This window comes from Rhizobium ecuadorense, assembly GCF_001187535.1.
GTDB lineage: Bacteria > Pseudomonadota > Alphaproteobacteria > Rhizobiales > Rhizobiaceae > Rhizobium > Rhizobium ecuadorense.
The window spans coordinates 149,090-175,738 of the sequence record NZ_LFIO01001075.1 but is presented as its reverse complement, the minus strand read 5'-3'; the positions used below and the strand labels follow the sequence as shown (position 1 = coordinate 175,738).

The following is a 26,649-nucleotide window of genomic DNA, read 5'->3' as shown; positions in this document are numbered from 1 at the left end:
TACCAGTCATTCCGCTCTCGTCGGCCAGCTCAGATGAAGAGCATGGACAAGACGAAAGCAAACGCTGCACTGACCAACAGAACATTCAAGGATTGCGTGAGTCCCATGTCTGTCTCCTCGCGTTAACCGGCCAATAATATGTCTGAAATATGTCGGTTGGGAAGCGGATTCTATGCTGCGCTGCAGAAGGATGCGGCGGATAAGTCGATAGGCCTCTCGGCAAGCCTTTGAAACTAATCGATTATATTCGATAATTTTTTGTTCACAGATTTTAACATGCCGTTAAATTCGGCGATGGCCGGTTTACCTATGCGCCGAAAACATGGCGAATGGTCAACTGGTTGAAAACACGTGGAATTCGCAACCGATATCAGGTGGTCTTCACCAGCAGGCGATAGGCGCGGCCGTCGAGAATGACGAGGCCGAAACCGATCAGCGCCATGCCGGCGAATTCGCCGGGTGTGAGCCTTTCGCCCAGGAAAAGCACGCCGAGAAGGATGGCGCTCGGCGGCACCAGCAGGGTGACGAGCGAGGCGTTGGTGGCGCCCGCCGCCGCCATGATCCGGAAATAGAGGATATAGCCGAAAGCGGTCGAGAGCAGCGCCAGCGCCAGGATGGCCAGCAGCGCATCGATCGGCGGCGCGGCCAGCGCCCAGGGGCGATCTGCGAGCAGCGACAGCGGCAGCGCGATCAGCGAGGAGGCGGTCAACTGGCCGGCAGCGGTGACCGGGGCCGGAACATTCTTGAATCGTTTGCCGTAGGTGGCGGCGAAACCATAAGAGATGGCGGCAAGCACCGGGAGAAGCAGCGCCCAGAGCGGTGCTTCTCCGCCGGCCGAGATGCCGGGGCCAATCAGCACGATCGTTCCGGCGAGGCCGACGAGGCAGCCGGCGATCTTTGCCGACGACAGTTTCTCGTCCGAGGTGAAGTAATTGGCGATCAGCACGGTCCAGATCGGCGTCGTCGCATTCAGGATTGCCGCAAGGCCGGCGCCGATGCGGGTCTGCCCGAAGAAGATCAGCGCATGCGGCAGGGCATTGTTGATCAGCCCGAGGATCAGGAATTCGCGCCAGCGGGCTTTGAGGATCGAATAGAAGTCGAAGCGGCCGGCGATATAGATATGCAGTGCGAGCGCTGCGAGCAGCAGCCTCAGGAAAACGAGGGTCAGCGGCGGCACGTGCTGGACGGCGATGCGGGCAAAGAAGAAGGAGGCGCCCCAGATCAGGCCGAGCAGCATCAGCAGGCTCCAGGTCCAAGCATTCATTCTGCTGTCCACGCCGGGTTCCTCCACCACAAGCCGCTCAGTTGCCAAAACAGGCACCGGCTTTCCGAGCTGATGCTTAGCGCAGACGGCGAACCGCGCCACCCGTTTCTTGCGAAGCGGGTGACGGTAAGGTGTCGGCGGCGATCAGAGAGCGTTGAGAAGGGCAGGCGTCGCCCAGCCGTCGGCCGGCATGCCGAGGCGCTGCTGCTCTTTCTGGATCGCGACACGCGTGCCGGAGCCGAGGATGCCGTCGATCTCGCCGACATCATGGCCGAGCGACTGCAGCTTGGTCTGCAGCGTCTTCATCTGGTCGTTGGCGAGCCCCTGCTCCGGCACGCCCTTGAGATAGGTCGGGGCGCCGGAAAGCCGCGTCCCGAAATAAGCGGCCGAAGTCGTGTAGATGAACGACTTGTTCCATTCGAGATAGATCTTGAAATTCGGGTAGGCAATGAAGGCCGGTCCCATGCGGCCCTGCGGCAGAACGAGGTCGCCTTCGAGGTTGCCGAAGGCGGTATTGTCATCGCGTGGCTTGACGCCGAGGGCGAACCAGTCGCCCGCCTTCATCGTGCCGCCAAGGCCGGATTTCTCCCAGGGCAGGTTATCGGGCAGGGTGACTTCCTGCAGCCATGGCTGGCCGCGCTCGAAGCCGAGATGCTGGATGAACTTCGCCGCTGTCAGGATGGCGTCCGGGCCGCTCTGCTTCAGGCGGACATGACCGTCGCCGTCGCCGTCCATGCCGTAGGCGATGATGTCGCGCGGCAGCATCTGCACCTGGCCGATCTCGCCGGCCCAGGCGCCGGTATTGGTGGCGGGGTCGAGATCGCCGTGCTGGACCATCTCGATGAGGGCGATCAGCTGCGGGCGGAAGAGTTCCGGGCGGCGGCAGTCGTGCGACAGCGTCACCAGGGCGTTGCGGGTGTTGAAATCGCCCTGGACGGCGCCGAAATCGGTTTCCATCGCCCAGAAGGCGGTGATGACGCCGGCGGGAACGCCGAATTCCTGCTCGGCGCGGGCAAAGACATCGGCATATTGCTTCATCTTCTGGCGGCCGATATCGAGGCGGGCCTGGCTGACGGTGCGCTGGGAGAATTCGAGGAAGGTCTGCTTGAAGACGCCCTGGGCCCGATCCCGGCTCAGAACCTTGGGGTCGATCTCGGCGCCGGCAAGGGCGGCGTCGGCGGCTGCCGCACTTGCGCCGGCGGCAACTGCATCCTTCTTGACGCCTTCGAGGAAGGCGGAGAGATCGCCGCCGCAGGGCGCGGCCGGGGCTGCGTCCGGCGCCTGCTGGGCGGCCGCGCCGCCGGCGATGGCGAGGGCAAACAGAAGGGCGAGTGCAGAGCGGCTTGCGAGCGAGCGGTGCATGGATGCGGTCCTTATATCAAACAGATTGCCGTCGCTTTCACAGAGGAATGTGAGGAAGCAAGAAACATCATAAGACGTTACTAAGAATTTCTATCCTTGGAAACGGCGGCGACCCAATTGTTCCAGTTCTTTGCGCTGCCGGCAAAGACATTGATATCGGTGGGGCCGCTGATGCCGGGAATGACGCCGGTCGAGGTATATTGCCAGAAGGCCCAGCGGCGGTCGGAATAGGTGACCTCGGGATGTTTTGCCACCGAACGCACCCAGAAATGATAATCCTGGAAGTAGCCGGCGAGATTGTCGCGGTGAAAATCGACCGAGGTGTAGATGATCGGGCGCTTGCCGTAATAGGCCTCCAGCCGGTCCATGAAACGCTGCATTTCGGCGCGCACGGTTTCCGGATCGGGACGATAGCGGCAGGTCTTCGATTCGGCGTTCCATTCGACGTCGAGCACCGGCGGCAGGCGCATGGCCTCCTTCGGCACGTTGCGGATGAACCAGTCGGCCTGCTGATCGGCCGATGAACAGAAATAATAGAAATGATAGGGCGCGTGCGGGATGCCGGCGGCGCGGGCCTCGCGCCAGTATTCGTCGAAGCGCGGATCGACCCTGTCCTTGCCTTCCGTCGCCTTAATGAAGGCGAAGGCGACGCCGGAATTTTTCACCGTTGCCCAGTCGATATCGCCCTGCCATTTGGAGATATCGATGCCGTGGACCGCGTTCTGCTGCGGATGCTTCGGGCCGAAGTCCTGCGGATCGGTATCCTTGAAGCGCGTCTTCGGCTTGATCGATGCTGTTTCGAGATAGTCGTGGCCAGAAGAGGAGCAGCCTGCCAGGAGAATGGCCAGAGGCAGAACGCAAAACAAAAGCCGGCGCATGGGTATCCCGTCGTGAACCGAATGATCTCTTTGCCCCACAGCCTGACCTTCGAAAAGACGAGTCGGCAGAGGATAACCCTCTTTTCACCATATCAACGTAAAAAATCGGTTAGTTTCAAGCGAATTATGAGCGCTTGCTGATAATGGCCGCCCGCCAGGCATAACCGCCGCCGACGGTATCGAACACCAATCTCGCGTTATTTTCATGGGCTTGCGCTTCCAGGACCTCGCGCAGATCGGAGCGCGGGGTGACGTGGAATTTTGCAAGCCATGACTGCAGCATGCGGCGGAACCAGCCGGGCAGGCCTTCCTGCTGGCCGAAATCGACGATGTGCAGCTGGCCGCCGGGGTTGAGGGCCGCGATCGATGCATCGACGGCGCGCTCCCAGTCCGGGATCATCGACAGGGCATAGGAAATCAGGATGCGGTCGAAGCCGCTGACGCCGAATTCGCGCGGCGTGAAGGCCGTGGCGTCGGCGACGCGGAATTCCGGGATCGTCGCCTTGGTGGCGAAGGTCTTGCGCGCCGAAATCAGCATTTCCTGGGAAATGTCGAGGCCGAACAGCTTGGCGGTGGGGAAATGCCGATGGGCAAAGGCCATGTTGCGGCCGGTGCCGCAGCCGACTTCGAGCAAGGTGCCGCCCTCGGGCACGTCGAGATTGCGGATCGTGCTGTCGCGGCCGAGAAGGTAATATTTGCGCGTCAGATCGTAGATATGGCGCTGGTAACGGTACATGCCATCCATCAGGCTGGCATGTTCGCCGCTCTTTCCTGCCGTCTCGGTGCCGACCTTGCTCACGCCTTCTTCCCGTAAATGTGGAAGCCGCCGTAGATCGCCGAGCGATCAAGCGCCGTCAGCTCGCGCGACTTCTCCTCGAAGTAATCCCACTGGTCGCGGATCGAGGGAGACAGACGGCCTTCGATGATGCTCTTTTCGGCCGCGGTGCGGAAGATCACCCGGGCGCCTTCGCGCGCCGTGCGGGTGATTTCCCGCCAGACGTCGTTCAGTTGCTCATCCGTCATCCAGTCCTGCGCGTCGAGCAGGATGTAGCGGTCGCGCGAGGCGGCCGGCTCGCGGGCCAGAAGCTCGGTGAAGCTTGCATGGTGGACGTTGACGCGGTCGACATTGGCGCGGATCACCTCGTAGTGCTCCGACTTCAGATAAGTCGGCAGTGGGCCTTCCTCTTCAGTGCCGTAGCGGCGGCCGAAGGCCTGCCAGGCGAAATAATTGTCGCGCATCGGGAAATGACAGGCGAGCTTTTCCAGGCGGTGCTTCAGCACCGGTGCGATCGAATGATCGGCTGCAAGGCTTGCGAGCTCGTCATATTGCTGCGGCGGAATGCCGAGGCCGAAGAGCGAGCTCTTGCGGCCGGTGATCCAGCGCACCACCGGCTTTTCGAACAGCGGCGCGATCTGCTCTTCGAAGAACTGGCGCTGCTCGCGGATCGAGCGGGTCTTGGTCATCTCGCGCAGCTTGACGCCATGCAGGCGTGCAAGAAGATGGGCCGCGCCGATGAAGCGGCCGAGCAGACCGGTTTCGTAGATGTTGCGGTCGAAGACGGTGACGCGGCGACGGCCGAACTTGCGGCCGTTCCAATAGCTGCGCGTCGCATCGTCGAGCTTGGCGGCGAGATGCCGGTCGTAGGCGCGGCTGTTCGACTTCTCGTTCGGCATCGCCAGGAAGCGGACGAGATCGGCATGATCCGGCAGATGCTTGAAGGCGGCAAGCTTCAGACGGTTCAGCGCGATATGGTGCGGGTTGAGATCGACGACGTCGATCGAGGCCGGCGCCTTGGAGAGATAGGCGAGCATGTTGCAGCCGCCGGAGCCGATGGTGACGATGCGGTGGTTCGGCTTCAGTTCCATCGCCTGCATGTCGAGATCCGGATCCTCCCAGATCTGCGGATAGACGAGGCCGGAGAAGAGAAGGCCGAAGAGACGCTCGGAAAAACCGTCCTTCGAAAAAGCCTTGTGGCGGAGAAGGGCGTCCTTGAGTTTCCGGTTCTTGCGGAAGCCGGCATCCGGTGCAAATTCTGACATGAGTCTGTCACCTTTTTAGCGTTCAGGGCGTGTAGCGCGCCACTGCTACAGTTTGATGACGTGGGCTGTGGGGCGCCGTTCGCCGGGAGGATCGCCTCCTGGTAAAGTGATCGCGAGGGCAGCTCTTCTTCGCTGCGGCCTCTTTCCGGCGCGTGCGATTCCTGCTTCTCTCCCGGCATGGAGGAATGCCATGCGATTTGTCCTGCGTATCCTGAAGGCGCTTGCTCTCCTTGTCGTGCTCGTCGTCATCGCCGTCGCCGGCTGGCTCTTCGTCCAGCCGCCGGAACTGCTGCGTGTCGGCGACGGCTATGCCGCCAAGATCGTCTGCTCCAACGTCTTCATATCAGGCCGGGAGGCCGATGAGGTGCTCCATGACGATGTCCAGGCGCCCGGAAATCCGCTGCTCCGGCTGGTGCGCGTCAGCGTCGACCGCGACAGCGATCGCGTGACGGCGCGCTTCATGGGACTGTTTGCGCCGAGTTATGCGCTCTATCGCGGCGCTTTCGGCTGCACGAGCGTGCCGGACGGCAATTTCGAGGCGGCGGCGAAGGCGGTGCCTTTCGATGCGCCGGCCAGGGCGGAGGTGAACGAGGCTCTGTGGCCGGAGGGTGAGAGCGCCGGCGATCGGCCGGACGGGAAGATCGCTGCGCTGCTTGCCGATGAGAGCGTTGCCGGCCCGGCCATGCGGGCGATCGTCGTGGTGCGCAATGGCCGCATCGTCACTGAGGCCTATGGTCCCGGCTTCTCGGCGAAGACGCCGCTGATCGGCTGGTCGATGACGAAGACGGTGAATGCTGCGATTGTCGGCCGGCTGATGCTCGACGGCAAGATCTCCTTCGACGATGACAATCTGCTGGCGCAATGGAAGAACGACGGGCGCGCCAGGATCAAAGTCTCCGACCTGCTTGGCATGGAGAGCGGCCTTGCCTTCAACGAGGATTATGGCGCTGTCGCCGATGTGACGCGCATGCTCTATCTCGATCCCGACATGGTATCGCTGCCGGCCAACGCGCCGATGGAGGCGGAGCTGGGCAAACGCTTCCGCTATTCGAGCGGCACGGCGGTGCTCTTGTCACGCATCTGGATGGACAGGGTCGGCAATGCCCAGACGGCCTTTTCCTATCCTGACGACGCGCTGTTTTCGCCGCTCGGCATGACGAGCGCCGTCTTCGAGCTCGATGCGCGCGGCACGTTTGCCGGAAGCTCCTATCTCTATGCGACGGCGCATGACTGGGCGCGCTTCGGGCAGTTCCTGCTGCAGGACGGCGTCTGGAACGGCCAGCGGCTGCTGCCGGAGGGTTTCGTCGGCGCCATGCGCACCCCGACGACGGCGTCGAACGGCCGCTATACGCAGGGCCAGGCCTGGCTTGCGCCCGGCGGTTCAAATGCAAAATTCGGGCTGCCGGAGGATACGTTCTGGCTGACGGGGCATGACGGGCAGAGCATGGCGATTGTACCGTCCGCCGATCTGGTCGTAATCCGGCTCAGCCTGACGCCGAGCTGGCTCGGCTATCAGCCGCAGACGCTTCTCAAGGCGGTCCTGGCGGCCTTGCCGCAAGCGGGAGCCCCGCAACAGCAGGCCGGGTCGCCACGGCAGGGCCAGCCGCAGCCATAGGCTCGTGATGCCGTTCGTCCGTTATCGGTCTTGGTCGTATCAGTAATTGCCCTGGGCGATGTCGGTCATGCCCTTGCGCTTGGCGTCGTAATAATAACCGCGCGCATAAAGGCGCACGGCATCGTCTTCCTTGCTGTCGGAGACGAGCCAGGCGCCGCGCAGATATTTCGCGGCATATTTGATATTGGTCTCGGCATCGAAGAGACCGCCCGGGGCGCCGTCATACCCCATGGATTTGGCCGTGTTGTACTTGATCTGCATGAGGCCGAAATAGCCGCGCTTGTTGTAGGCCTTGGCGTTGTAGCGGCTCTCGCGATGGACGATGCGGTGGAGCAGCGTCTCGGGAATTTCGTAGAGCTTCGAATATTTCTGAATGAGCTTGGTGACGAAGCTCTTTTCGACGGTCGGCGCATCGTCCTTGTCGTCGTCGCTGAACATCGGCGGCGCCGTCGGCGGATCGATCGGCCCGGATTCATCGAAGCCGTAATCCATGCTGGAACGCGGCGTCGTATCGACTGCGGCAAGTGCAGCAAGGGCGCCGTTCTGCGGTGTCGCGGCAAAGGCAAGCTGGGTCGTCGGCTGTGCCGGGGCTCCCGGACGCGGCGTCGGCACCACGGACTGGATCGCCGTCATCTCGGGTGTCAGCGGGATTTGCGCATAGGCCGCCGGCTGCATGGTGAGATCGGCAGGCTGAGAGGTTGTCACGGTCGGCATTGCCGTCGCGGTCAGGGCCGGGGATGCCTGGGGAAGGGTGGCGCCGGCGACCGCCTGACCGGCTGTGCCTTCGGCTGTCGGGATTGCGGCAAGCGTGGCGTCTTCACCGGGTTTCGGCATCGGCACCACGGTCTGAGCAGCTGTCAGTTCGGCCTGAGAGGTGTATTCGACGCTCGCGCACCCGGTCATCACGCCGCAGCAGAGCACCGTAGAAACGACAAGACTGCGTTTCAGCGCGGACAATCCGATCGCTACCATTCCGTCACTTTCGTGAAATCGCGCCGCCCCGGCAGCGTTATAAAAGTTACTAAAAAGCTTAAATCCGACGACCCCATTAACCTATTCGTGACATTCCGGCAACCACGGATTATTTCTAAGCTGCAATACGGCGATACCCCGCGGTTACGGCGCCTGCGGCGATCAATAGGGTGCCGCCGGTGCGGTTTACAGCGCGCTGGACGCTCGCCTTGCGAATCAGTCCGCGTGCGGTATGGGCGAGAAATGCGTAAGTGGAGGCGTTGAGGATCGCCAGTACGAGGAAGGTCGCTTCCATGATCGCCATCTGACCGACGAAGGGCAGGGCCGGATTGAGGAACTGCGGCACGAAGGCGACGAAGAAGATGATGCTCTTCGGATTGAGGGCGGTGACGACATAGGCATGGAGGAAGATCTTGAGCGATTTCTCCTCCGGCAGATTGTCGTTGTCGGCGACCGGTTCGCCGATGACGGGAGCCCGCCAGAGCTTGATTCCCAGCCAGATCAGGTAGGCGCCGCCGATCCACTTCAGGACCGTGAAGAGGGTGGCGGAGGCGGCGAGGACGGCGCCGAGACCAAAGAGGGACGCCGTCATCGCGGTGAAGTCACCAAGCGCCACGCCGCTCACCGTCGCAAACGCAGTCCTGCGTCCATGACCGAGCGCATAGGAGACAACGAGCAGTATCGTCGGTCCCGGTATGGCCAGCATGATGGCGGATGCGGCCGCAAAAGCGAGCCAAGCTTCGAATGACATGGTGTCTCCTCCTATTCCTCAGGAACAAGCAAAGACATCATATTAACCATCCGTCAATCACGCTTCTTTGTATTTCTGGCCTATATTGTCCATGACTTCGGCAAACCATGCCGTCGACAGGTCAAAAGCCTTGCCGCCCTTGATGCGCGGGAATTCTATAGTGCGCAATTTACCGTTTTGCGCTTCATCGTGGCCGGTGACGCCGGAGACTTTGTTGAGCGCGCTTTCGACGGCGAGATCGACCATGCTCTGGATCAGCCGGAGGTCGTCGCCGTTGGCCGGCGCCGAGCGGGCGAAGTAGCCCGATTTCTGCACGAGCGAACGTTCGGCGTTCAACAGGCTGGCGAACTGCTTCTGGAACCAGGCGCCGACATTGATCGTGTCGATCTTCACATGGCCGAAGGCGTCGCGCTTGACCGTCTCTCCGGCGGCTTCGCGCTCCGCGACGATGGCGTCGAGGCAGGCGCCTTCGGAGACGAAGACCGTGGCGTGGCCGTTGCGGTCCATGCTTTCCTTCAGGCGGGCGGCCTCGGCGTCGAGGTCGAAAGCCATCTCAGGCAGATAGACGGCGTCGATGCTCTTCAGATGCGCGTCCATCATCAGGCCGTCGACATACTGGTTGCGGCTGGTGCGCTGGAGATAGGCGCGGGCGGTGGCGGCCGTCAGCCAGCCGCAATGGCGGCCCATGACCTCGTGGATGACGAGGGTGCGGGGGGCGGCCGTCTGTTCGTTGCCGACATTGTCGAAGAAATGCGCGCCGACTTCGGCCGCCGTCCAGGCGCCGAGCGACTGGCGGATCGGCACCACGTCGTTGTCAACAGTCTTCGGCAGGCCGACGACGGTCAGATTGTAACCGTTGGCGGCGAGATAGGCGGCAAGATCGGCGGCCGTGGTGTTGGTGTCGTCGCCGCCGATCGTGTGGAGAATGGTGATACCGTCATTGGCGAGACGTTCGGCGGCCACCCGCAGCGGGTTATCGCCTTCCTTAACCAGGCCGCGCTTGACGCAATCGGCGGCATTGGTGAGCTTGACGCGGCTGTTGCCGATCGGCGAGCCGCCATAACGATGCAGCAGCGGCGCCTTTTCGCGCATCTCGCGGGTGATCTCGATGCTGTCGCCGAGCAATACGCCCTGATAGCCGGACTTGTAGGCGACGATATCGATGTCGGGAGCAATGTCGCTGTAGCGTTCGATGAGGCCGCCGACGGCGGAGGAAAGACAGGGGGCCAGGCCTCCGGCGGTCAGCATTGCGACTTTCTGCTTGGCCATGATCCCTCCTATGGCGTTTCGGTGCGGCGGCGTCAGCTATCGGCGTTGCACTGAATTCGATTCAAGCGACGCGCTTACCTCATTGTTTTCATGCATGTCGTCATCCCGGACCCGCTGCACATTTCCAGGCGACATGCATGAGCGCATGGATGCGGCAGGGAAAGGAGCCTGTAAAGTAAAGAATTTACGAAAACGCGCCTTTCTGCGGCGTGGCGACCAGAAGAGCTGATATAATCGTTTCAAGCCCGTTCTGGCTGTCGAGAACTCTTGTGGAAATTACCGGCGAGCGCGCTCCGAAGCGCAGGTGCCCGGCGCAGGAGGACGCTTTGCTGCGGTGCGACAATTACCAAATCGTGAAAACTGTGTTCGGCCCTACGACCAATAGTCGCCTTGCAAAGGCTACGATTCTTTGGTCAAGCTGTTTGTATATAAGTTGACAAGCGTGCGAGAGATTTCGATGTCCTTCTGGGAAAAACTGTTGAATGCCATTGGCAATACCGCGGGCAATGCGCTGTCTGCGGTGGTCGAGGCTATCCGAACGGTTTTCGAAGGCGATCCCGAGACCCGGCGCAAGGTGGCTTTCTCCGTGGCGATCATCGCGCTGTCGGCCAAGATGGCCAAGGCCGACGGCATCGTCAGCGAGAAGGAGGTCGACGCCTTCCGCGAAATCTTCGAATTTCCGCAGGATCAGGCGAAGAACGTCGCCAGGCTTTACAACCTCGCACGTCAGGACGTGGCCGGCTACGAAGCCTATGCCGAAAGGCTTTCGACGCTCTGCGTGACCTGTGCGGCCAATTGCACGGTGCTGGAAGACGTGCTCGACGGTCTCTTCCATATCGCCAAGGCCGATGGGCTGATCCACGAGAAAGAACTGAATTTCCTCAGCCATATCGGCGAGATCTTCCAGATGAGCGAGACGCGCTTCGAGCAGATCGCCGCCCGTCACGTCTCCACAGGCGGCGATCCCTACAAGGTGCTCGGTGTGTTGCCCTCGGACGATTTCCCGACCATCCGCCGCCGCTATCACGGCCTCGTCAGCGAACATCACCCCGACCGGCTGATCTCGCGCGGCGTGCCGAAGGAGTTCCACGTCATCGCCAATGAGCGCATGGCGGCGCTGAACGCGGCCTATGCGGCGATCGAGAAGGAACGCCGCGCCGCATGACCTCTTTCGAGGCCGACTGCGGGAGCGCCCGCGTGCAGCCTTCGCCGAACCATGGCGAGCGCGCGGGCGGGCGCCGTCCTGACATGATCCTGCTGCACTATACCGGCATGCCGACGGCGGATGGCGCGCTCGACTGGCTCTGTCGCGCCGAGAGCCAGGTTTCCAGCCATTATTTCGTGCATGAGAACGGCGAGGTGGTGCAGCTGGTGCCGGAGGTGCGGCGGGCCTGGCACGCGGGAAAGAGCAGCTGGCACGGCGAGACGGATATCAATTCGCTGTCGATCGGCATCGAGATCGCCAATGCCGGCCATCCCGGCGGGCTTCCCGATTACCCAAAAGAGCAGATCGCCGCGGTGATCGAATTGTGTCGCGACTGTGTCAAACGTTGGTCGATCACGCCGGAGCGGGTCCTTGGGCACTCCGATGTCGCTCCGATTCGCAAGGTCGATCCGGGTGAGAAATTCCCCTGGGCCGAACTCTACAGGGCGGGCATCGGGCACTGGGTCGAGCCGGCAACGATCACCGGCGGGCGCTTCTTCCAGCGGGGTGATGCCGGCCAGCCTGTCGAGGCACTGCAGTCGATGCTGTCTCTCTATGGTTACGGCACTGAAATCACAGGGCAATTTTCCGAAAAGACGGCAGGTGACGTGGAGGCTTTCCAGCGTCATTTCCGGCCCGAACGGGTGGACGGCATCGCCGATTTCTCGACGATCGACACGCTGCACCGGCTTCTATCGGCGCTGCCGCGTTATTCCTGAGCGGAAGAGCCCCGACATCAGGTAGTTTTCTCGCGGCCGTCGAGAAAACTACCTCGCCACATCATTTCCCTATTATCTCCTCATTGCGATGGTCTAAGAACGCCCGCTGAACAGCGCTCACGGCTTTTTAAAGTGTAACCACGGGCGCCAAATGAAACGATAAGAATTGCTGCGGAACGCGATCAGTTCTTGATCGCGTATGACCGGATGACGGCGAGGCGCGCAGTCCTGCAATTCTATGGGTCGGAGTGATTAGACTACATGAATAATATGATTGTTGGTGCTGCGGCATGCGTTGGTATGCTGCTGGCGGGAAATAGTTTTGCCTTGGCTGGTGATGACTGGGGTGCCAGGGCCGAAACCATCCCGCTGAAAACCGTCGATCGCCAGAGCGGCTATGCCATGCCCGATTTTTCCGCCAGCGTTCCCTATGCCGCGCTGATCAATAAATATGCTGCCGAATACGACGTACCGGTGGCGCTCGCTCAGGCCGTCGTGCGTGTCGAGAGCAATTTCAATCCGAAGGCACGCGGCAGTGCCGGCGAAATCGGCCTGATGCAGATCAAGCCCGCGACGGCGCGGATGATGGGGTATTCCGGCACGAAGAAGGGCCTGTTCGATCCGGAAACCAACATCAAATACGGGATGAAATATCTGGCAGCCGCCCATCAGCTCGGCGGCGGGCAGACCTGCAACACCATCCTGAAATACAATGCCGGCCATGCCGCCACGCGCATGAACCCGGTGTCGAAGACCTATTGCGGCAAGGTCCTGGCGATGCTCGACTGAGCTTCGCCAGACGCGTCGGGCGAAAATTCTCCCGGCATTTTTGCGATATGAATCAGGACGCTTGCCGTGATATCCCCACCTGAATCGAGGTGAGCCACCTCGAGACGAGGTTAGGCCACCTCGAGACGAGGTTAGGCCACCTCGATGCGAGGTTAGGTATGGCAATCGATTTCAGGTTCATCATCATCGGGCGCGGCATGATGGGGGCAGCTGCTGCACGGCATCTCGCCTCGATGGCCGACGGCATCGCGCTGATCGGCCCGCGCGAGCCGGAGCAACGCAAGGCCCATCACGGGATATTCGCCAGCCATTACGACGAGGCGCGCATCACCCGCACTTTCGACGGCAATCTGGCCTGGGGAAGTTTCGCCGCCCGTGCGCTCGACCGCTACCGCGAAATCGAGGCAAGGAGCGGCATTTCCTTCTATTCGGAGGTCGGCTGCCTGTTTGCCGGTCCGACGCCAAGGGATGAGCAGGACTATATCAACCGGGCGCTAACCGTCAGCCGGACGCTCTGCAGCAATATCGAGACCATCGCGCCGTCGGACCTTGGCCAACGTTTTCCCTATCTTGCCGCCGATCCAGATTTCACCGGATATTTCGAGCGCAAGCGCGCCGGGCACATCAACCCGCGGGCGCTGGTGCGGGCGCAGGCGAGGCTTGCCGAACAGGGTGGCGTCTCGCTGATCGAAGCAGTCGCCACATCCGTGCGCGACGCCGGTTCCCATGTCGAAGTGACGGCCGGTGGCAGAAGCTACAGTGCCGAGCGCGTGCTGGTCGCTGCCGGCGGTTTCAGCAATTTCAATGCCCTGCTGCCGCGTCCCGTCGATACCAGGGTGATGGCGCGCACGGTCGTCTTCTACGAGATCGGCGCGCGCGAGATGGCGATCTTCGGCGATATGCCGTCGACGATCGTGCTCGGCGACCGGGAGGAGGATCACATCTATATCCTGCCGCCGGTGCGTTATCCCGACGGCAAGACCTATCTGAAACTCGGCGGCGACACCGAGATGCTGTCTTTCAGAGCGCTGGAGGATGTCGGCGCGTGGTTCCGTTCCGATGGCTGCGTGGCCGAGCGCGAGCATCTCGCGCGCGTCGCCCTCAAGTTGATGCCAGCGCTTGCCGGCTGCCCGGTCACCTCGGGGCCTTGCGTGGCAAATTTCACGCCGACCGGTTATCCCTACGCCGGATTTACCCAGTCGCCGCGCATCGCGGTGCTTACCGGCGGCAATTTCGTCGCGGCCAAATCTTCCGACGAACTCGGGCGATTGGGCGCCGTGCTTCTGGCCGAAGGGGCGCTCGGCGACAAGGATTTCGGCGGCGAGCTGACGCCGGTCTTTGCCTGAAAGGGAGCATCATGGCAGTCGATTTCAAATATATCGTCGTCGGCCGCGGGCTGATGGGGGCTGCGGCGGCGCGGCATCTGGCGCGACAAGTGGATGGTGTGGCGGTGATCGGCCCGGACGAGCCTGATGATCGCAAGGCGCATCAGGGCGTCTTCGCCAGCCATTACGACGAGGGGCGCATTACCCGCACCATCGACCCCGACCGCAACTGGGCGCTGCTCGCCAACCGCGCGATCGGCCGTTACCGCGAGATTTCCCGCGACAGCGGCATCGACTTCTATCGCGAGGTCGGCTGCGTCGTCGTCGCGCCTGATGGAAGCGATTATCTCCAGAGGACCCGGCAGGCGGCCGTCTCGCTTGGCGTCGAGACCAGCCTTCTCGGTGAGGCCGGGCTGAAGGCCGCCTTTCCTTTCTTCGCCTTTCCCGATGGCGCCGCCGGGGTCTTCGAGGCGAGAGGGGCCGGGCATATCAGTCCGCGCAAGCTGGTCAAGGCACAGTCGCTGCTGGCGGAAAAGGCCGGTGCCGCCGTCATTCGCGACCATGCCGTCTCGATCCGCAGCGTGGGCGGATCGGCTGTCGTCGAGACTGCCGGCGGCCGGAGCTATCGCGGCGAGAAGGTGCTGCTGGCAGCGGGCGGATTTTCCATTGCGGAGAATCTGTTGCCGCGTCCGGTTGCTATGACGGTTTATGGCCGGACGGTCACGCTTTTCGAGGTGAGCGAGATCGAGGCGGAGCGTCTTGCGACCATGCCGTCGCTCATTCTCGATGTGCCCGGCATCCATATCTACCTGCTGCCGCCGATCCGTTATCCCGACGGCAAATTCTACCTGAAGATCGGCGGCGACCCCGACGATCTGGCGCTCGGCGACGAGGCAGCGATGCGCGCGTGGTTCAAAACCGAGGGGCGCGAGACCGTGCGCGCCTATCTCAAACGTATCGTCGAAGGGCTCGTGCCCGACATGGCGCCGCTGTCGATTTCGACGGCGGCCTGCGTCGTGTCGCAGACGGAAAGCGGCCATCCGATGATCGGCTATACCTCATCGCCGGAAATCGCGGTGCTGACGGGCTGCGCCGGCACCTCTGCCAAGAGCTCGGACGAAATCGGCCGGCTTGGGGCCGAGCTGCTTTTATCAGGCAGAATCAGCGAACAGGGCTACTCCACGGATTTCACACCGCAATTTCGCTAAATAAATTTTGATTTAGGTGGCAATTGCCGTCTCTCTCGTTTATGGGAGCCCTGCCAGTTGGCTGGGCAGCCGCGCTTTACCAATGCCGAAAGGCGGTAGGGTGAGGAAAGTCCGGGCTCCACGGAAACACGGTGCCGGATAACGTCCGGCGAGGGCGACCTCAGGGAAAGTGCCACAGAAAGCAAACCGCCTGTCATGACAGGTAAGGGTGAAAGGGTGGGGTAAGAGCCCACCGCATCTCCGGCAACGGAAATGGCACGGTAAACCCCACCGGGAGCAAGACCGAATAGGGATGACGTGGCAGGCCGAAAGGCCTTCCGGCCGGTTTCCAGGCCAGTCATCCGGGTGGGTTGCGCGAGGCAGCGTGCAAACGCTGTCCCAGAGGAATGGCTGCCACGTTCCGGTTCACGCCGGGGCCATACAGAACCCGGCTTACAGGCCAACTGGCGATTAACTTTTGTGGCGTGATCAAGCCCCGATGTCAGGAATCACTTCCCGCTAAGCCGCTGAAATCGAAAGTTTTCAAGTGGATGCTCATGCAATCCGCCTGTTGAAAATTCTTTTTCCAAAAGCAGCGTTGCGCGCCATCGCGGGAGGGCGATCCTAACCCTTTGTTAAACTTAACGGCTTATAAATTTTTGATCATGCGTCTATTGCAAAATGGGCGTATCCCATTGACGCCCATATGGTCCCATGCTATCCCAAATGCGCACTGCACCAGGGCAATCACCTGCCCATTCATCGCAAAGCAAAGGCGTCTTCCTCTCCGGAAGCGTCGGAGGGGTTTTCGCTCATCCGGCTTGCGACGCTGTGCCTGATATCGGGAGTTTCGGGCGTCTTTTGGTCCGGATCCCTGCGGGAACGGATGTTTCGTGTGATGAGCCGCTTCCTTTCGAACGCGACCAACAGGATCGATGCCAAGGGCAGGGTTTCCGTGCCTTCGGCGTTCCGTTCCGTGCTGGCGCAGCGCAATGTTCAGGAGCTCTATTGCTTCCAGGACTTTGTGTTTCCGGCGATCAGCGTCGGCGGTCCGGATCTTCTCGAAAGATTCGAACGGCAGATTGCTGCGGAGGATCCGTTTTCGCCGGGTGCGAACGAGATGTCGCTTCTCATTCACGGGGGCGGGGTCTTCATGAAGCTCGACGCCGAGGGGCGGCTGATGGTCACGGATTTCATTCGCGGCTTTACCGGCATCTCGGACGAAGTGACTTTCGTCGGTCGGGCGGATCATTTTCAGCTCTGGCAGCCGCAGGCTTTTGTGGCTGCGCAGGCGCAGGCACGAGGGGAGCGCAAGCTGGCGGGCAAGCGTTCCTGAAAGAACGAGGGAACGGAATGGTGGCGAATCCTGGCGGAGGTTCAACTGATGCCGGTGGCGGACCGGTTCGTCACATTCCTGTTCTTCTTGATGAAGTGCTTTCGGCGCTGGCGCCCGCGCCCGGCAAGCTTATCCTCGACGGTACCTTCGGTGCGGGCGGTTATAGCTCCGCCATTCTTGCCGCCGGCGCCGAGGTGATCGCGCTCGATCGCGATCCGACGGCGATTGCATCCGGCCAGGCAATGGTTGCCGCCCATGCTGGCCGCCTCAAGCTCGTTCATTCGCAATTCTCGCATCTTGCTGATCATGCGCCGCAAGGCGGGCTCGATGGCGTCGTTCTCGATATCGGCGTTTCCTCCATGCAGATCGATGAGGCTGAGCGCGGTTTCTCCTTCCAGAAGAACGGGCCGCTCGACATGCGCATGTCGGCCGCAGGCGTTTCGGCCGCCGATGTCGTCAATCGTGCCAAGGTCGCCGATCTCATCCGCATCTTCCATTTCCTCGGCGAGGAAAGCCAGGCGCCGCGCATCGCGCATGCGATCGAGAAGCGCCGCGAGGAAAAGCCGTTCGAGACGACACGCGATCTTGCCGGTCTCATCGAGCTGGTCACCCCGCGCAAGATGAAGGACAAGATCCATCCGGCAACACGCGTCTTCCAGGCCTTGCGCATCTTCGTCAATGACGAGCTCGGCGAACTCGCGCAGGCTCTGTTTGCGGCAGAGGCGGCGCTGAAGCCGGGCGGCCGGCTGGTCGTCGTCACCTTTCATTCGCTCGAAGACCGGATCGTCAAGAAATTCTTCTCCGACCGCGCCGGCAAGGCGTCGGGGTCGCGGCATCTGCCGGTCGCGCATGAGCGGGCGGCAACTTTCGCAGCGATCGGCAAGCCGATGGTTTCGGCAAGCGAGGCGGAGGCGGAGATCAATCCGCGCGCCCGCTCCGCCAAGCTGCGCGCCGGCTTGAGGACGGAGGCCGCCGCTGAGGCCGCGGATATGTCGCTCTTCGGGTTTCCCAATCTCGCCAGTCTCGGAAAGCTTGGAGGTTGATATGCTGAAAACGTTCGATCTCGTGCTCATCGGCGTTATGACGGCCACCGCCGCCGTCACCTACACGATCAAGCATCGCGCCGAATTGAAGCTCGAGGAGGTTCATCGCCTCGAAGCCGAGATCAAGCTCGAAGAGGACACGATCGACCTTCTCAAGGCTGACTGGGCGCTGCAATCGCAGCCAAACCGTCTGGAGCGGCTGGTCAAGGCCTATGATGACGAGTTGCAACTGCAGCCGACGCAATCGACGGCGCTGGTGCATGCCAAGGAATTGCCGATGCTGAAATCCGAGGTTCCCGTGCCCGACGTGACCGAGGCCAAGGCTGGCGCCAAGGGCGCGACCGGGGCCGGCGCCAAGGGCGCAGCCCTAGCCGGCGTGACCGTCACGACGAAAGCGCAGCCCGTTCCAAAACCCGCGCCGCGCGCCGAGGCGGAGGATGAAGCAGACGAGATCGAAACGGGGTCGGTGGAATAATGTCGTTTCTTTCCCGCATCATGGTGTTGAAGAGCCAGGCGCATTTTTCCGCCGGCGTCTATAACCGGTTCGGCGGTCCGTCGCCCGCCGGCCTGGCGATCGAGGGATCCCGCAAGAAGAAATCGGGGCAGGCAAAGAGCCGTGTCGGCTTGCTGATCCTCGGCTTCATGGGTGTCTACGTCATTATCGGCGGTCGTCTCGTCGAATATGCGATGAAGGATCAGGAGGTCGTCTCCAGCATCCTGCCGCCCGATCGGCTGATGGCCTCGCGCCCCGACATTCTCGACCGCAACGGCGAAGTGCTGGCGACCGATATTCGCACCGTCTCGCTGTTTGCCGAGCCCAACAAGATCGTCGATGCCGACGAGGCGGTCGAGAAGCTTGCGACTGTTCTGCCCGAGCTCGATGTTCGGGATACCTATAAGAAGCTCTCGGTCAAAACCTCGCACTTCGCCTGGCTGCGCCGGCAACTGACGCCGAAGCAGCAGAGCCAGATCCTGGCGCTCGGCATTCCCGGCATCGGCTTCCGGCCGGAGAAGCGCCGCTTCTATCCGGGCGGCTCGACTGCCGCACATATCCTCGGTTACGTCAACATCGACAACCGCGGCGTAGCCGGCATGGAGAAATATATCGACGACCAGGGTCTTGCCGACCTCGCCTCGGTCGGCATGACCAGCGACCAGCCGCTCGAGCCGGTGCGGCTTTCGATCGACCTGCGCGTGCAGAACATCGTCCGGGACGCGGTCGTCAACGCCGTCAACAACTTCCAGTCCAAGGGCGCCGGTGCCGCCGTCATCGATGTGCATACCGGGGAAGTGCTGGCCATGGCCTCAGCGCCGGATTTCGATCCGAACGATCCGCAGGAAGGGGCCAAGGAGGGTTGGCTCAACCGGATGACCAACGGCACCTTCGAAATGGGATCGACCTTCAAGACCTTTTCGCTGGCGATGGCGCTCGACACCGGCAAGGTGAAGATGACCGACACATTCGATGCCAGCAAATCGATCTATATCGGCGGTTTCACCATCCACGATTTCCACGGGCAGCGCCGCTGGCTGACCGTGCCTGAGATTTTCCAGTATTCGTCGAATATCGGCACGGCGCGTGTCATCGACATCGTCGGCATCGACGCGCAGAAGGACTATCTGACCAAGTTCGGCCTCTTGACCAAGATGCAGACCGAACTGCCCGAGGTGAAGATGCCGAGCCAGCCGCGGGTCTGGAAGAAGATCAATTCGATTACGATTTCCTTCGGCCATGGCGTCTCGACGACGGCGCTGCAGACAGGGGTGGCGGCTGCCGCTCTCGTCAACGGCGGCAAGCTGATCGAGCCGACATTCCTGCCGCGCAGCCGCGAACAGGCCGATGAGATCGCCACGCAGGTCATCAAGAAGACGACCAGCGACGAGATCCGCTATCTGCTCGATTTCAACGGCTACAAAGGATCGGGCCGCGTCGCCCGCGTGCCGGGCTTTGCCGTCGGCAGCAAGACCGGTACGGCCGACAAGGTGGTGAACGGCCGTTATTCGGCGACTTTGAACTTCAATTCCTTCATTGCCGCATTCCCGATCAACGATCCAAGATATGCCGTGATCACCTTCTGCGACGAGCCGAAAACCGGCGAGAAGCAATATGGCGGAACGATCTCTGCCGGCACCGCAGGCCCGATCGCCCGCGAGATCATCAGCCGCGCGGCTCCCATTCTCGGCATCGAGCCGAAATTCGGGGAGGGCGGATCGGCCTTGCTGGTGTCTTATTGAGTGTGAATGAATATCGACGCCGATTCGCGAGGGGTGGACCGGCTTCAAGAGAGAAAAGTGCATTCGATGAAATTGCGAGACCTGGCCGGAGATCAGTTTCCGGAAATTGAAGCACAGCTCGAAGGCCCGGCAGGCCTGCTTGATATTTCAGGCCTGTCATCGGACAGCCGCCACGTGACGCCGGGCAATGCCTTCGTCGCAGTCGCCGGCACCAAGGCAGATGGCGCGGGCTTCATCGCCGATGCGGCCGGCCGAGGTGCAGCCGTCGCGATCTCCTCCCAGCCTGTTGATGCCTCCATCCCTGTGCTTGCGGTCAAGGAGCCGCGCCGGTTCCTTTCGATCGCCGCTTCGCGTTTCTTCGGCAGACAGCCCGAGACCATGGTCGCCGTCACCGGCACCGCGGGCAAGACCTCGGTTGCTTCTTTCACCCGGCAGATCTGGGCGCATGCTGGGCATGCGGCGGCGATGATCGGCACAACAGGTGTCGTCTCGCCGACGCGTAACGAATATGGTTCGCTGACGACGCCCGATCCGGTGTCGCTGCACAAGCTGCTCGCCGAACTTGCCGGCGAAGGTGTCACGCATGCGGCGATGGAGGCTTCCAGCCATGGCCTCGACCAAAGCCGGCTCGACGGCGTCAAGCTTGCCGCTGCCGCCTTCACCAATCTCGGCCGCGACCACATGGATTATCACCCGACGGTCGAGTCCTATATGGCCGCCAAGATGCGGCTGTTCGAGGTGCTGTTGCCGAAGGGTGCGCCGGCGGTCATCTTTGCCGACGATCCTTGGTCGGCGCAGGCGATCAAGGCCGCGGCCGATGCCGGTCATAATGTGCGCACCGTCGGGCGCAAGGGCGATTACCTCGCCTTGAAACGTGTCGAGCACTTCCGCCACAAGCAGACCGCCGAGATCCATATTGGCGGCGAAATCTTCGAAGTGGACATTCCGCTGGCCGGCGATTTCCAGGTCGCCAACGCACTGGTCGCGGCAGGTCTTGCCATGTCGACCGGCGTCGAGCCGAAAGTTGCGATGGCCGCACTCGAGAAGCTGGTCGGCGCGTCCGGCCGTCTCGAACTGGTCGGCCATACGAAAGACGGCGCGCTCGCCTATGTCGACTATGCCCATAAGCCTGACGCGCTGGAAAACGTGCTGGGCTCGGTCCGGCCCTTCACCACCGGCCGCGTCGTCGTCGTCTTCGGCTGCGGCGGCGACCGTGATCGCGGCAAACGGCCGATCATGGGCGAAATCGCCTGCCGGCTTGCCGACGTCGTCATCGTCACCGACGATAATCCGCGCTCGGAGGAGCCGGCCTCGATCCGGGCGGAGATCATGGCGGCGGCACCTAGCGCCGCGGAAATCGCCGATCGCGCCACCGCGATCCGTCAGGCGGTTGGTATGTTGCGATCCGGCGATACGCTGATCGTCGCCGGCAAGGGGCATGAAGAAGGGCAGACGATCGGCAGCGTGACCCTGCCGTTCTCCGATCATGCGGAGGTGCGCAAGGCCTTGGAGGAACTGCAATCTTGAGCTGGCTCTGGACGACCGAAGATATGATCGCAGCAATGGCGGGGCGCCCCTTCGGCACTCTGCCTGAAGGCATCACCGGCATTTCCATCGACAGCCGCTCGATTGCTCCAGGCGAAGCCTTCTTCGCGATCAAGGGCGACCGTGTCGACGGTCACGACTACGCATCGATGGCGGTGGCGAACGGTGCCTCGCTTCTCGTCGTCAGTGAGGCGAGGCTTCCGGCCATGGGCCGCCTGACGGTGCCGATGATCGTCGTGGAGGATGTGCTCGCGGCACTCGGCCGGCTCGGCCTTGCCTCGCGCGAGCGCTCCAAGGCCCGGATCATCGCGGTGACGGGCTCCGTGGGAAAGACGACCACCAAGGAAATGCTCCGGCATGTGCTGTCGCCCTCCGGCAAGGTGCATGCCTCCGTCGCCTCCTTCAACAATCATTGGGGCGTACCGCTGACGCTGGCGCGCATGCCTGGCGACACGGATTACGGTGTCTTCGAAGTCGGGATGAACCATCCCGGCGAGATCCGGCCGCTGGTCGAGATGATCCGTCCCGACGTCGCCATCATCACGACGATCGCGCCGGCGCATCTCGGCAATTTCAAGAACATCAAGGAGATCGCTGCCGCCAAAGCGGAGATCTTCGAGGGACTAGAACCAGGCGGCCATGTCGTGCTCAACCGCGACAACGACCAGTTCAATTTCCTCGACCGCACGGCTCAGTCGCTCGGTATCGAACACATCCGTTCTTTCGGCCAGCATGCCAAGGCCGAATTCCGGCTGGCGGAATTCAACGGCGCGGACGAGAATTCGACGCTGTGGCTGACGATCGGCGGCGAGACGCTGGAGGTCGCGATCGGCGCGCCCGGCCGCCATATCGCCGAAAATGCGCTCGCAGCGCTCGGGGTCGTCAGGATCGTCGGCGCCGATATGGAAAAGGCGATCGCTGCACTGGCGACGCTGAAGCCGGAAAAGGGCAGGGGCAAGCGCCACCGGCTTTCGATGGGCAGCGGCAGTGGCAGCTTTACGCTGATCGACGAAAGCTACAATGCCAATCCGGCTTCGATGCGCGCGGCGATCGCGCTGCTGGCGGCCTCCGAGCCGACCAGCCGCGGACGCCGCATCGCCGTGCTCGGCGACATGCTTGAAATGGGCGAGTATGCGCAGAAGGTTCATACCGATCTTGCCGTGCCGCTGCTTGCGGCCGGCATCGAACATGTCTGGCTCGCAGGAGCAGAGATGGCTGCGCTCAAGGAATCATTGCCGGAAAGCGTCCATGTCGAATATCGCGAGAACACCGGCGAACTGACGGATTATGTATTGAACTCGGTCGCACCGGGCGACGTGTTGATGGTGAAATCGTCTCTGGGCATCGGTTTCGGCAAGATCGTCGCCGCGCTCCTTGACAAGTTCCCGCCATTTTCCGACACGCAACGCGAACTTTGATCGGGTAAACAAGGGGCCCTGAATGCTGATCTGGCTTGTCGAACTGTCGGAATATTTCAAATTTCTGAACCTGTTCAGATATATTACCTTCCGCACAGGCGCTGCTCTCTTCACCTCGGCCCTGATCGTCTTCCTGTTCGGGCCGACGATCATCAATTCGCTGCGCATCCGGCAGGGCAAGGGCCAGCCGATCCGCGCCGACGGACCGCAGACGCATTTCAAGAAGGCCGGCACGCCGACCATGGGCGGGCTGATGATCCTTGCCGGCATCGTCGGCGCGTCGCTGCTCTGGGCCGATCTTTCCAACGTCTACGTCGTCGCCACGCTGCTGGTGACGCTCGGCTTCGGCGCGATCGGCTTCTATGACGACTATCTCAAGGTGACGAAGCAGAGCCATATGGGTTTTTCCGGCAAGGCGCGCCTCGGCATCGAGTTCATCATCGCCGGCATCGCCGTTTATTTCATGATGCGCACCGCCCTTGCCTCGGGCGTTGCCGGTTCGACCTTCGGCTCGTCGATCGCCTTTCCCTTCTTCAAGGACTTCATGATCAATATAGGCATCATGTTCGTCGTCTTCGGCGGCTTCGTCATCGTCGGCGCCGGCAATGCCGTCAACCTGACTGACGGCCTCGACGGGCTTGCCATCGTGCCTGTCATGATCGCCGCCGCCTCCTTCGGCGTCATCGCCTATCTCGCCGGTAACGTGGTGTTTGCGAACTACCTGCAGATCAATTTCGTGCCCGGCACCGGCGAGCTTGCAGTCGTCCTCGGCGCCGTCATCGGCGCCGGGCTCGGCTTCCTCTGGTTCAATGCGCCGCCGGCCGCCATCTTCATGGGCGACACCGGCTCGCTCGCGCTCGGCGGCACGATCGGCACCGTCGCCGTCGCCACCAAGCACGAGATCGTCATGGCGATCATCGGCGGCCTCTTCGTCATGGAGACGCTCTCGGTCATCATCCAGGTCGGCTTCTTCAAAATGACCGGCCGACGGGTCTTCCTGATGGCGCCGATCCATCATCACTTCGAGAAGAAGGGCTGGACCGAGAGCCAGGTGGTAATCCGCTTCTGGATCATCGCCGTCGGCCTTGCCATGCTCGGCCTCTCGACGCTGAAGCTGCGGTGAGGCGGCGATGATCCCGGTCACGACGCTCAAGGACAGGAAGGTCGCGCTTTTCGGGCTCGGCGGCTCCGGCCTTGCCACCGCCCGGGCGCTGGTTTCGGGCGGCGCCGAGGTGACCGCCTGGGACGACAATCCCGACAGCGTCGCCAAGGCTTCCGCCGAAGGCATCCGGACGGAGGACCTGCACACGATCGACTGGAGCGCGCAGGCGCTGTTCGTGCTATCACCAGGTGTGCCGCTCACCCACCCCAAGCCGCACTGGACCGTCGATCTTGCGCGCGCCGCCGGCGTCGATATCGTCGGCGATGTCGAGCTCTTCGTGCGCGAGCGCCGCGCCCGTGCGCCGGATTGCCCGTTCATCGCCATCACCGGCACCAACGGCAAGTCGACGACGACGGCGCTGATCGCCCATATCCTGAAATCGTCAGGTTACGATACGCAGCTCGGCGGCAATATCGGCACGGCGGTCCTGACGCTCGATCCGCCGAAGGCCGAACGTTACTACGTTGTCGAGTGCTCTTCCTACCAGATCGACCTGGCGCCGACGCTGGACCCGTCCGCCGGCATCCTGCTCAATCTGACGCCCGATCATCTCGACCGTCACGGCACGATGCAGCATTATGCCGACGTCAAGGAGCGGCTGGTCGCCGGCAGCGATACCGCGATCGTCGGCATCGACGACAGTCATTCGGCGCTGATTGCCGACCGCGTCGAGCGGGCAGGCGTCAAGGTGGTGCGCATCTCCCGCCGCAACGTGGTGGCATCAGGCATTTATGCTGAGGGCACCAGGCTCATTCAGGTCGCCGGCGGCGCCATGCTGCCCTTCGCCGATCTCGACGGCATCCAGACGCTGCGCGGCAGCCATAATGCGCAGAACGCCGCCGCAGCCGTGGCCGCCTGCCTTGCCGTCGGTGTTTCCGCCGACGACATCCGCGCCGGCCTTGCCTCATTCCCCGGCCTCAAGCACCGCATGCAGCCGGTGGGGCAGCGCGGCCGCGTCGTTTTCGTCAATGATTCCAAAGCGACCAATGCCGATGCCGCGGCGCCGGCGCTTTCGAGCTATGATCGCATCTACTGGATCGCCGGCGGCCTGCCGAAATCAGGCGGCATCACGACGCTCGCTCCCTATTTTCCGCGCATCGCCAAGGCCTATCTGATCGGTGAGGCGGCGGCGGAATTCGCAGCCACCCTCGGCGAGGCCGTGCCTTACGAGATCTCGGGTACGCTGGAGCGCGCGGTCGTGCATGCGGCAGCCGATGCCGAGCGCGACGGGGCTGCTTCGGCCGTGATGTTATCCCCGGCTTGCGCAAGCTTCGATCAGTATAAGAATTTCGAAGTCAGGGGTGAAGCCTTCGTCGGACACGTGGCAGCGCTTGACGGGATCGCGATGCTGATCGGTTCGGCAACAGGAGAGAAATGACATGGTAAGCCGCGCGGAACGTGGGCCTCTGGCCGATTGGTTCTGGACCATCGACCGCTTCTTCCTGGCGATGTTCATCTTCCTGATGGGCATCGGTTTCATGCTGTCCTTTGCGGCCTCTCCTGCCGTTGCCGAGCGCATCGGGCTCGAGCCTTTCCACTTCGTCAAGCGCCACGCGGCCTTCATGATCCCTTCGATCTCCGTCATGCTCGGACTGTCGTTCCTGACACCAAGGCAAGTGCGGCGAACGGCGATCCTGCTGCTGATCGTGTCGCTCGCCATGATGGTGCTGGTGCTGTTCGTCGGGCAGGAGGTCAAAGGCGGCAGGCGCTGGATCTGGATCGCCGGCCTCTCGATCCAGCCGTCGGAATTCATGAAGCCCGCCTTCGTCGTGGTTTGCGCCTGGCTGTTTGCCGAACATGCGCGACAGCCTGAAATTCCCGGCAATCTCTTCGCCATCATCCTGTTTGCCATCGTCGCCGCCCTGCTCGTCGCGCAGCCCGACCTCGGCCAGACCATCCTGACCACGGCCGTCTGGGGCGGGATGTTCTTCATGGCCGGCATGCCATGGATATGGATCATGCTGCTCGGCATCGGCGGCGCCGGCGGCCTGCTCAGCGCCTATTACGTCTTCCCGCACGTGGCCTTGCGCATAGACAAGTTCATGACCGGCGAGGGCGATACGTTCCAGATCGATACGGCGCGCGAGGCGATCATCCGCGGCAGCTGGTTCGGCCAGGGACCGGGCGAGGGCATCGTCAAGCGCATCATCCCGGATGCGCATACCGACTTCATCTTCTCTGTCGCGGCCGAGGAGTTCGGCATCGTCTTCTGCATGGCGCTGGTGGCGCTGTTTACCGTGCTGGTGCTGCGCGGCCTCTCGCATGCCTATCGCGAGCGCAACGACTTCAACCGCTTCGCCGTTGCCGGCCTGGTGCTGCAGATGGGCATCCAGTCGATCATCAATATCGGCGTCAACCTCGAACTGCTGCCGGCAAAGGGCATGACGCTGCCGCTGATTTCCTACGGCGGTTCGTCGATGGTGGCGATTTGCGTCACCGCCGGCTTCATTCTGGCGCTGACGCGCCATCGACCGGAAAAACGCGCGCAGGACCGGAGCCTTTTCCGCGTCCCGCACGGCATGCCGGCGGAGTAAA

General features: G+C 62.2%; 23 protein-coding genes and 1 other RNA gene. 16 read left to right on the top strand and 8 right to left on the bottom strand.

Annotated features, from left to right (window positions below):
* Nucleotides 1-370: 370 nt before the first annotated feature.
* The 5 genes from AF337_RS21245 to AF337_RS21225 all read right to left on the bottom strand — a co-directional run bounded on the left by AF337_RS21245 (nt 371) and on the right by AF337_RS21225 (nt 5,544).
* Nucleotides 371-1,276, bottom strand: coding sequence for a DMT family transporter (locus AF337_RS21245; protein WP_049733719.1), 906 nt, complete (start codon nt 1,274-1,276; stop codon nt 371-373).
* A 132-nt stretch (nt 1,277-1,408) separates the two neighbouring features.
* The gene (locus AF337_RS21240) at nt 1,409-2,626 is read right to left on the bottom strand and encodes a lytic murein transglycosylase (protein ID WP_049733660.1); all 1,218 of its coding nucleotides are present in this window, start codon (nt 2,624-2,626) and stop codon (nt 1,409-1,411) included.
* Between the two features lie 80 nt (nt 2,627-2,706).
* Nucleotides 2,707-3,504: a glycoside hydrolase family 25 protein gene (locus AF337_RS21235; protein ID WP_049733659.1), complete on the bottom strand. Its 798-nt coding sequence runs from the start codon at nt 3,502-3,504 to the stop codon at nt 2,707-2,709.
* A gap of 124 nt (nt 3,505-3,628) precedes the next feature.
* Entirely contained in the window at nt 3,629-4,303 is a 675-nt protein-coding gene (locus AF337_RS21230) for a class I SAM-dependent methyltransferase (RefSeq protein WP_049733658.1), read from the bottom strand.
* A complete protein-coding gene (locus AF337_RS21225) occupies nt 4,300-5,544 on the bottom strand; it encodes a BtaA family protein (protein ID WP_049733657.1) in 1,245 nt (414 codons plus the stop codon). The genes AF337_RS21230 and AF337_RS21225 overlap by 4 nt, the downstream gene beginning before the upstream one ends.
* 190 nt (nt 5,545-5,734) lie before the next feature.
* Between AF337_RS21225 and AF337_RS21220 the strand changes: the two genes are divergently transcribed.
* Entirely contained in the window at nt 5,735-7,159 is a 1,425-nt protein-coding gene (locus tag AF337_RS21220; protein WP_049733656.1) for a serine hydrolase domain-containing protein, read from the top strand.
* A gap of 39 nt (nt 7,160-7,198) precedes the next feature.
* On the opposite strand, the gene AF337_RS21215 is transcribed toward AF337_RS21220, so the two are convergent.
* The 3 genes from AF337_RS21215 to AF337_RS21205 form a co-directional block, all read right to left on the bottom strand.
* A complete protein-coding gene (locus tag AF337_RS21215; RefSeq protein ID WP_049733655.1) occupies nt 7,199-8,131 on the bottom strand; it encodes a lytic transglycosylase domain-containing protein in 933 nt (310 codons plus the stop codon).
* A gap of 115 nt (nt 8,132-8,246) precedes the next feature.
* A complete protein-coding gene (locus AF337_RS21210) occupies nt 8,247-8,882 on the bottom strand; it encodes a LysE family translocator (RefSeq protein ID WP_049733654.1) in 636 nt (211 codons plus the stop codon).
* 57 nt (nt 8,883-8,939) lie between these two features.
* Nucleotides 8,940-10,151, bottom strand: a complete 1,212-nt coding sequence (locus AF337_RS21205; RefSeq protein WP_049733653.1) for a pyrophosphate--fructose-6-phosphate 1-phosphotransferase — start codon at nt 10,149-10,151, stop codon at nt 8,940-8,942.
* Between the two features lie 457 nt (nt 10,152-10,608).
* On the opposite strand from AF337_RS21205, the gene AF337_RS21200 reads away from it, so the two are divergent.
* From AF337_RS21200 to ftsW, 15 genes are all read left to right on the top strand, one after another.
* Nucleotides 10,609-11,316, top strand: a complete 708-nt coding sequence (locus AF337_RS21200) for a J domain-containing protein (RefSeq protein ID WP_049733652.1) — start codon at nt 10,609-10,611, stop codon at nt 11,314-11,316.
* A complete protein-coding gene (locus AF337_RS21195; protein WP_049733651.1) occupies nt 11,313-12,074 on the top strand; it encodes an N-acetylmuramoyl-L-alanine amidase in 762 nt (253 codons plus the stop codon). The genes AF337_RS21200 and AF337_RS21195 overlap by 4 nt, the downstream gene beginning before the upstream one ends.
* 261 nt (nt 12,075-12,335) lie before the next feature.
* The gene (locus AF337_RS21190; protein ID WP_049733650.1) at nt 12,336-12,863 is read left to right on the top strand and encodes a lytic transglycosylase domain-containing protein; all 528 of its coding nucleotides are present in this window, start codon (nt 12,336-12,338) and stop codon (nt 12,861-12,863) included.
* Between the two features lie 158 nt (nt 12,864-13,021).
* Nucleotides 13,022-14,209: an NAD(P)/FAD-dependent oxidoreductase gene (locus AF337_RS21185; protein WP_049733649.1), complete on the top strand. Its 1,188-nt coding sequence runs from the start codon at nt 13,022-13,024 to the stop codon at nt 14,207-14,209.
* 11 nt (nt 14,210-14,220) lie between these two features.
* A complete protein-coding gene (locus AF337_RS21180) occupies nt 14,221-15,396 on the top strand; it encodes an NAD(P)/FAD-dependent oxidoreductase (RefSeq protein WP_049733648.1) in 1,176 nt (391 codons plus the stop codon).
* 53 nt (nt 15,397-15,449) lie between these two features.
* An RNA gene (gene rnpB / locus AF337_RS39275) (RNase P RNA component class A) lies at nt 15,450-15,847 on the top strand.
* A gap of 426 nt (nt 15,848-16,273) precedes the next feature.
* Nucleotides 16,274-16,711 carry a division/cell wall cluster transcriptional repressor MraZ gene (gene mraZ, locus AF337_RS21175; RefSeq protein ID WP_049733647.1) on the top strand — a complete coding sequence of 146 codons (438 nt, stop codon included), beginning with the start codon at nt 16,274-16,276 and terminating at the stop codon, nt 16,709-16,711.
* A 17-nt stretch (nt 16,712-16,728) separates the two neighbouring features.
* Nucleotides 16,729-17,754 carry a 16S rRNA (cytosine(1402)-N(4))-methyltransferase RsmH gene (rsmH, locus tag AF337_RS21170; protein ID WP_049733646.1) on the top strand — a complete coding sequence of 342 codons (1,026 nt, stop codon included), beginning with the start codon at nt 16,729-16,731 and terminating at the stop codon, nt 17,752-17,754.
* Nucleotide 17,755: 1 nt separating this feature from the next.
* The gene (ftsL, locus tag AF337_RS21165; protein ID WP_049733645.1) at nt 17,756-18,229 is read left to right on the top strand and encodes a cell division protein FtsL; all 474 of its coding nucleotides are present in this window, start codon (nt 17,756-17,758) and stop codon (nt 18,227-18,229) included.
* Nucleotides 18,229-19,989: a peptidoglycan D,D-transpeptidase FtsI family protein gene (locus AF337_RS21160; RefSeq protein ID WP_049733644.1), complete on the top strand. Its 1,761-nt coding sequence runs from the start codon at nt 18,229-18,231 to the stop codon at nt 19,987-19,989. The genes ftsL and AF337_RS21160 overlap by 1 nt, the downstream gene beginning before the upstream one ends.
* A 6-nt stretch (nt 19,990-19,995) precedes the next feature.
* Nucleotides 19,996-21,516, top strand: a complete 1,521-nt coding sequence (locus tag AF337_RS21155) for a UDP-N-acetylmuramoyl-L-alanyl-D-glutamate--2,6-diaminopimelate ligase (RefSeq protein ID WP_193393648.1) — start codon at nt 19,996-19,998, stop codon at nt 21,514-21,516.
* On the top strand, nt 21,513-22,952 hold the full coding sequence (locus AF337_RS21150; protein WP_049733643.1) for a UDP-N-acetylmuramoylalanyl-D-glutamyl-2,6-diaminopimelate--D-alanyl-D-alanine ligase: 1,440 nt from the start codon (nt 21,513-21,515) through the stop codon (nt 22,950-22,952). The genes AF337_RS21155 and AF337_RS21150 overlap by 4 nt, the downstream gene beginning before the upstream one ends.
* Before the next feature lie 22 nt (nt 22,953-22,974).
* Nucleotides 22,975-24,075 carry a phospho-N-acetylmuramoyl-pentapeptide-transferase gene (mraY, locus tag AF337_RS21145; RefSeq protein WP_049733642.1) on the top strand — a complete coding sequence of 367 codons (1,101 nt, stop codon included), beginning with the start codon at nt 22,975-22,977 and terminating at the stop codon, nt 24,073-24,075.
* A 7-nt stretch (nt 24,076-24,082) separates the two neighbouring features.
* The gene (gene murD / locus AF337_RS21140; protein WP_049733641.1) at nt 24,083-25,492 is read left to right on the top strand and encodes a UDP-N-acetylmuramoyl-L-alanine--D-glutamate ligase; all 1,410 of its coding nucleotides are present in this window, start codon (nt 24,083-24,085) and stop codon (nt 25,490-25,492) included.
* A gap of 1 nt (nt 25,493) precedes the next feature.
* A complete protein-coding gene (ftsW, locus tag AF337_RS21135) occupies nt 25,494-26,648 on the top strand; it encodes a putative lipid II flippase FtsW (protein WP_049733640.1) in 1,155 nt (384 codons plus the stop codon).
* The last annotated feature ends 1 nt before the right edge of the window (nt 26,649 follow it).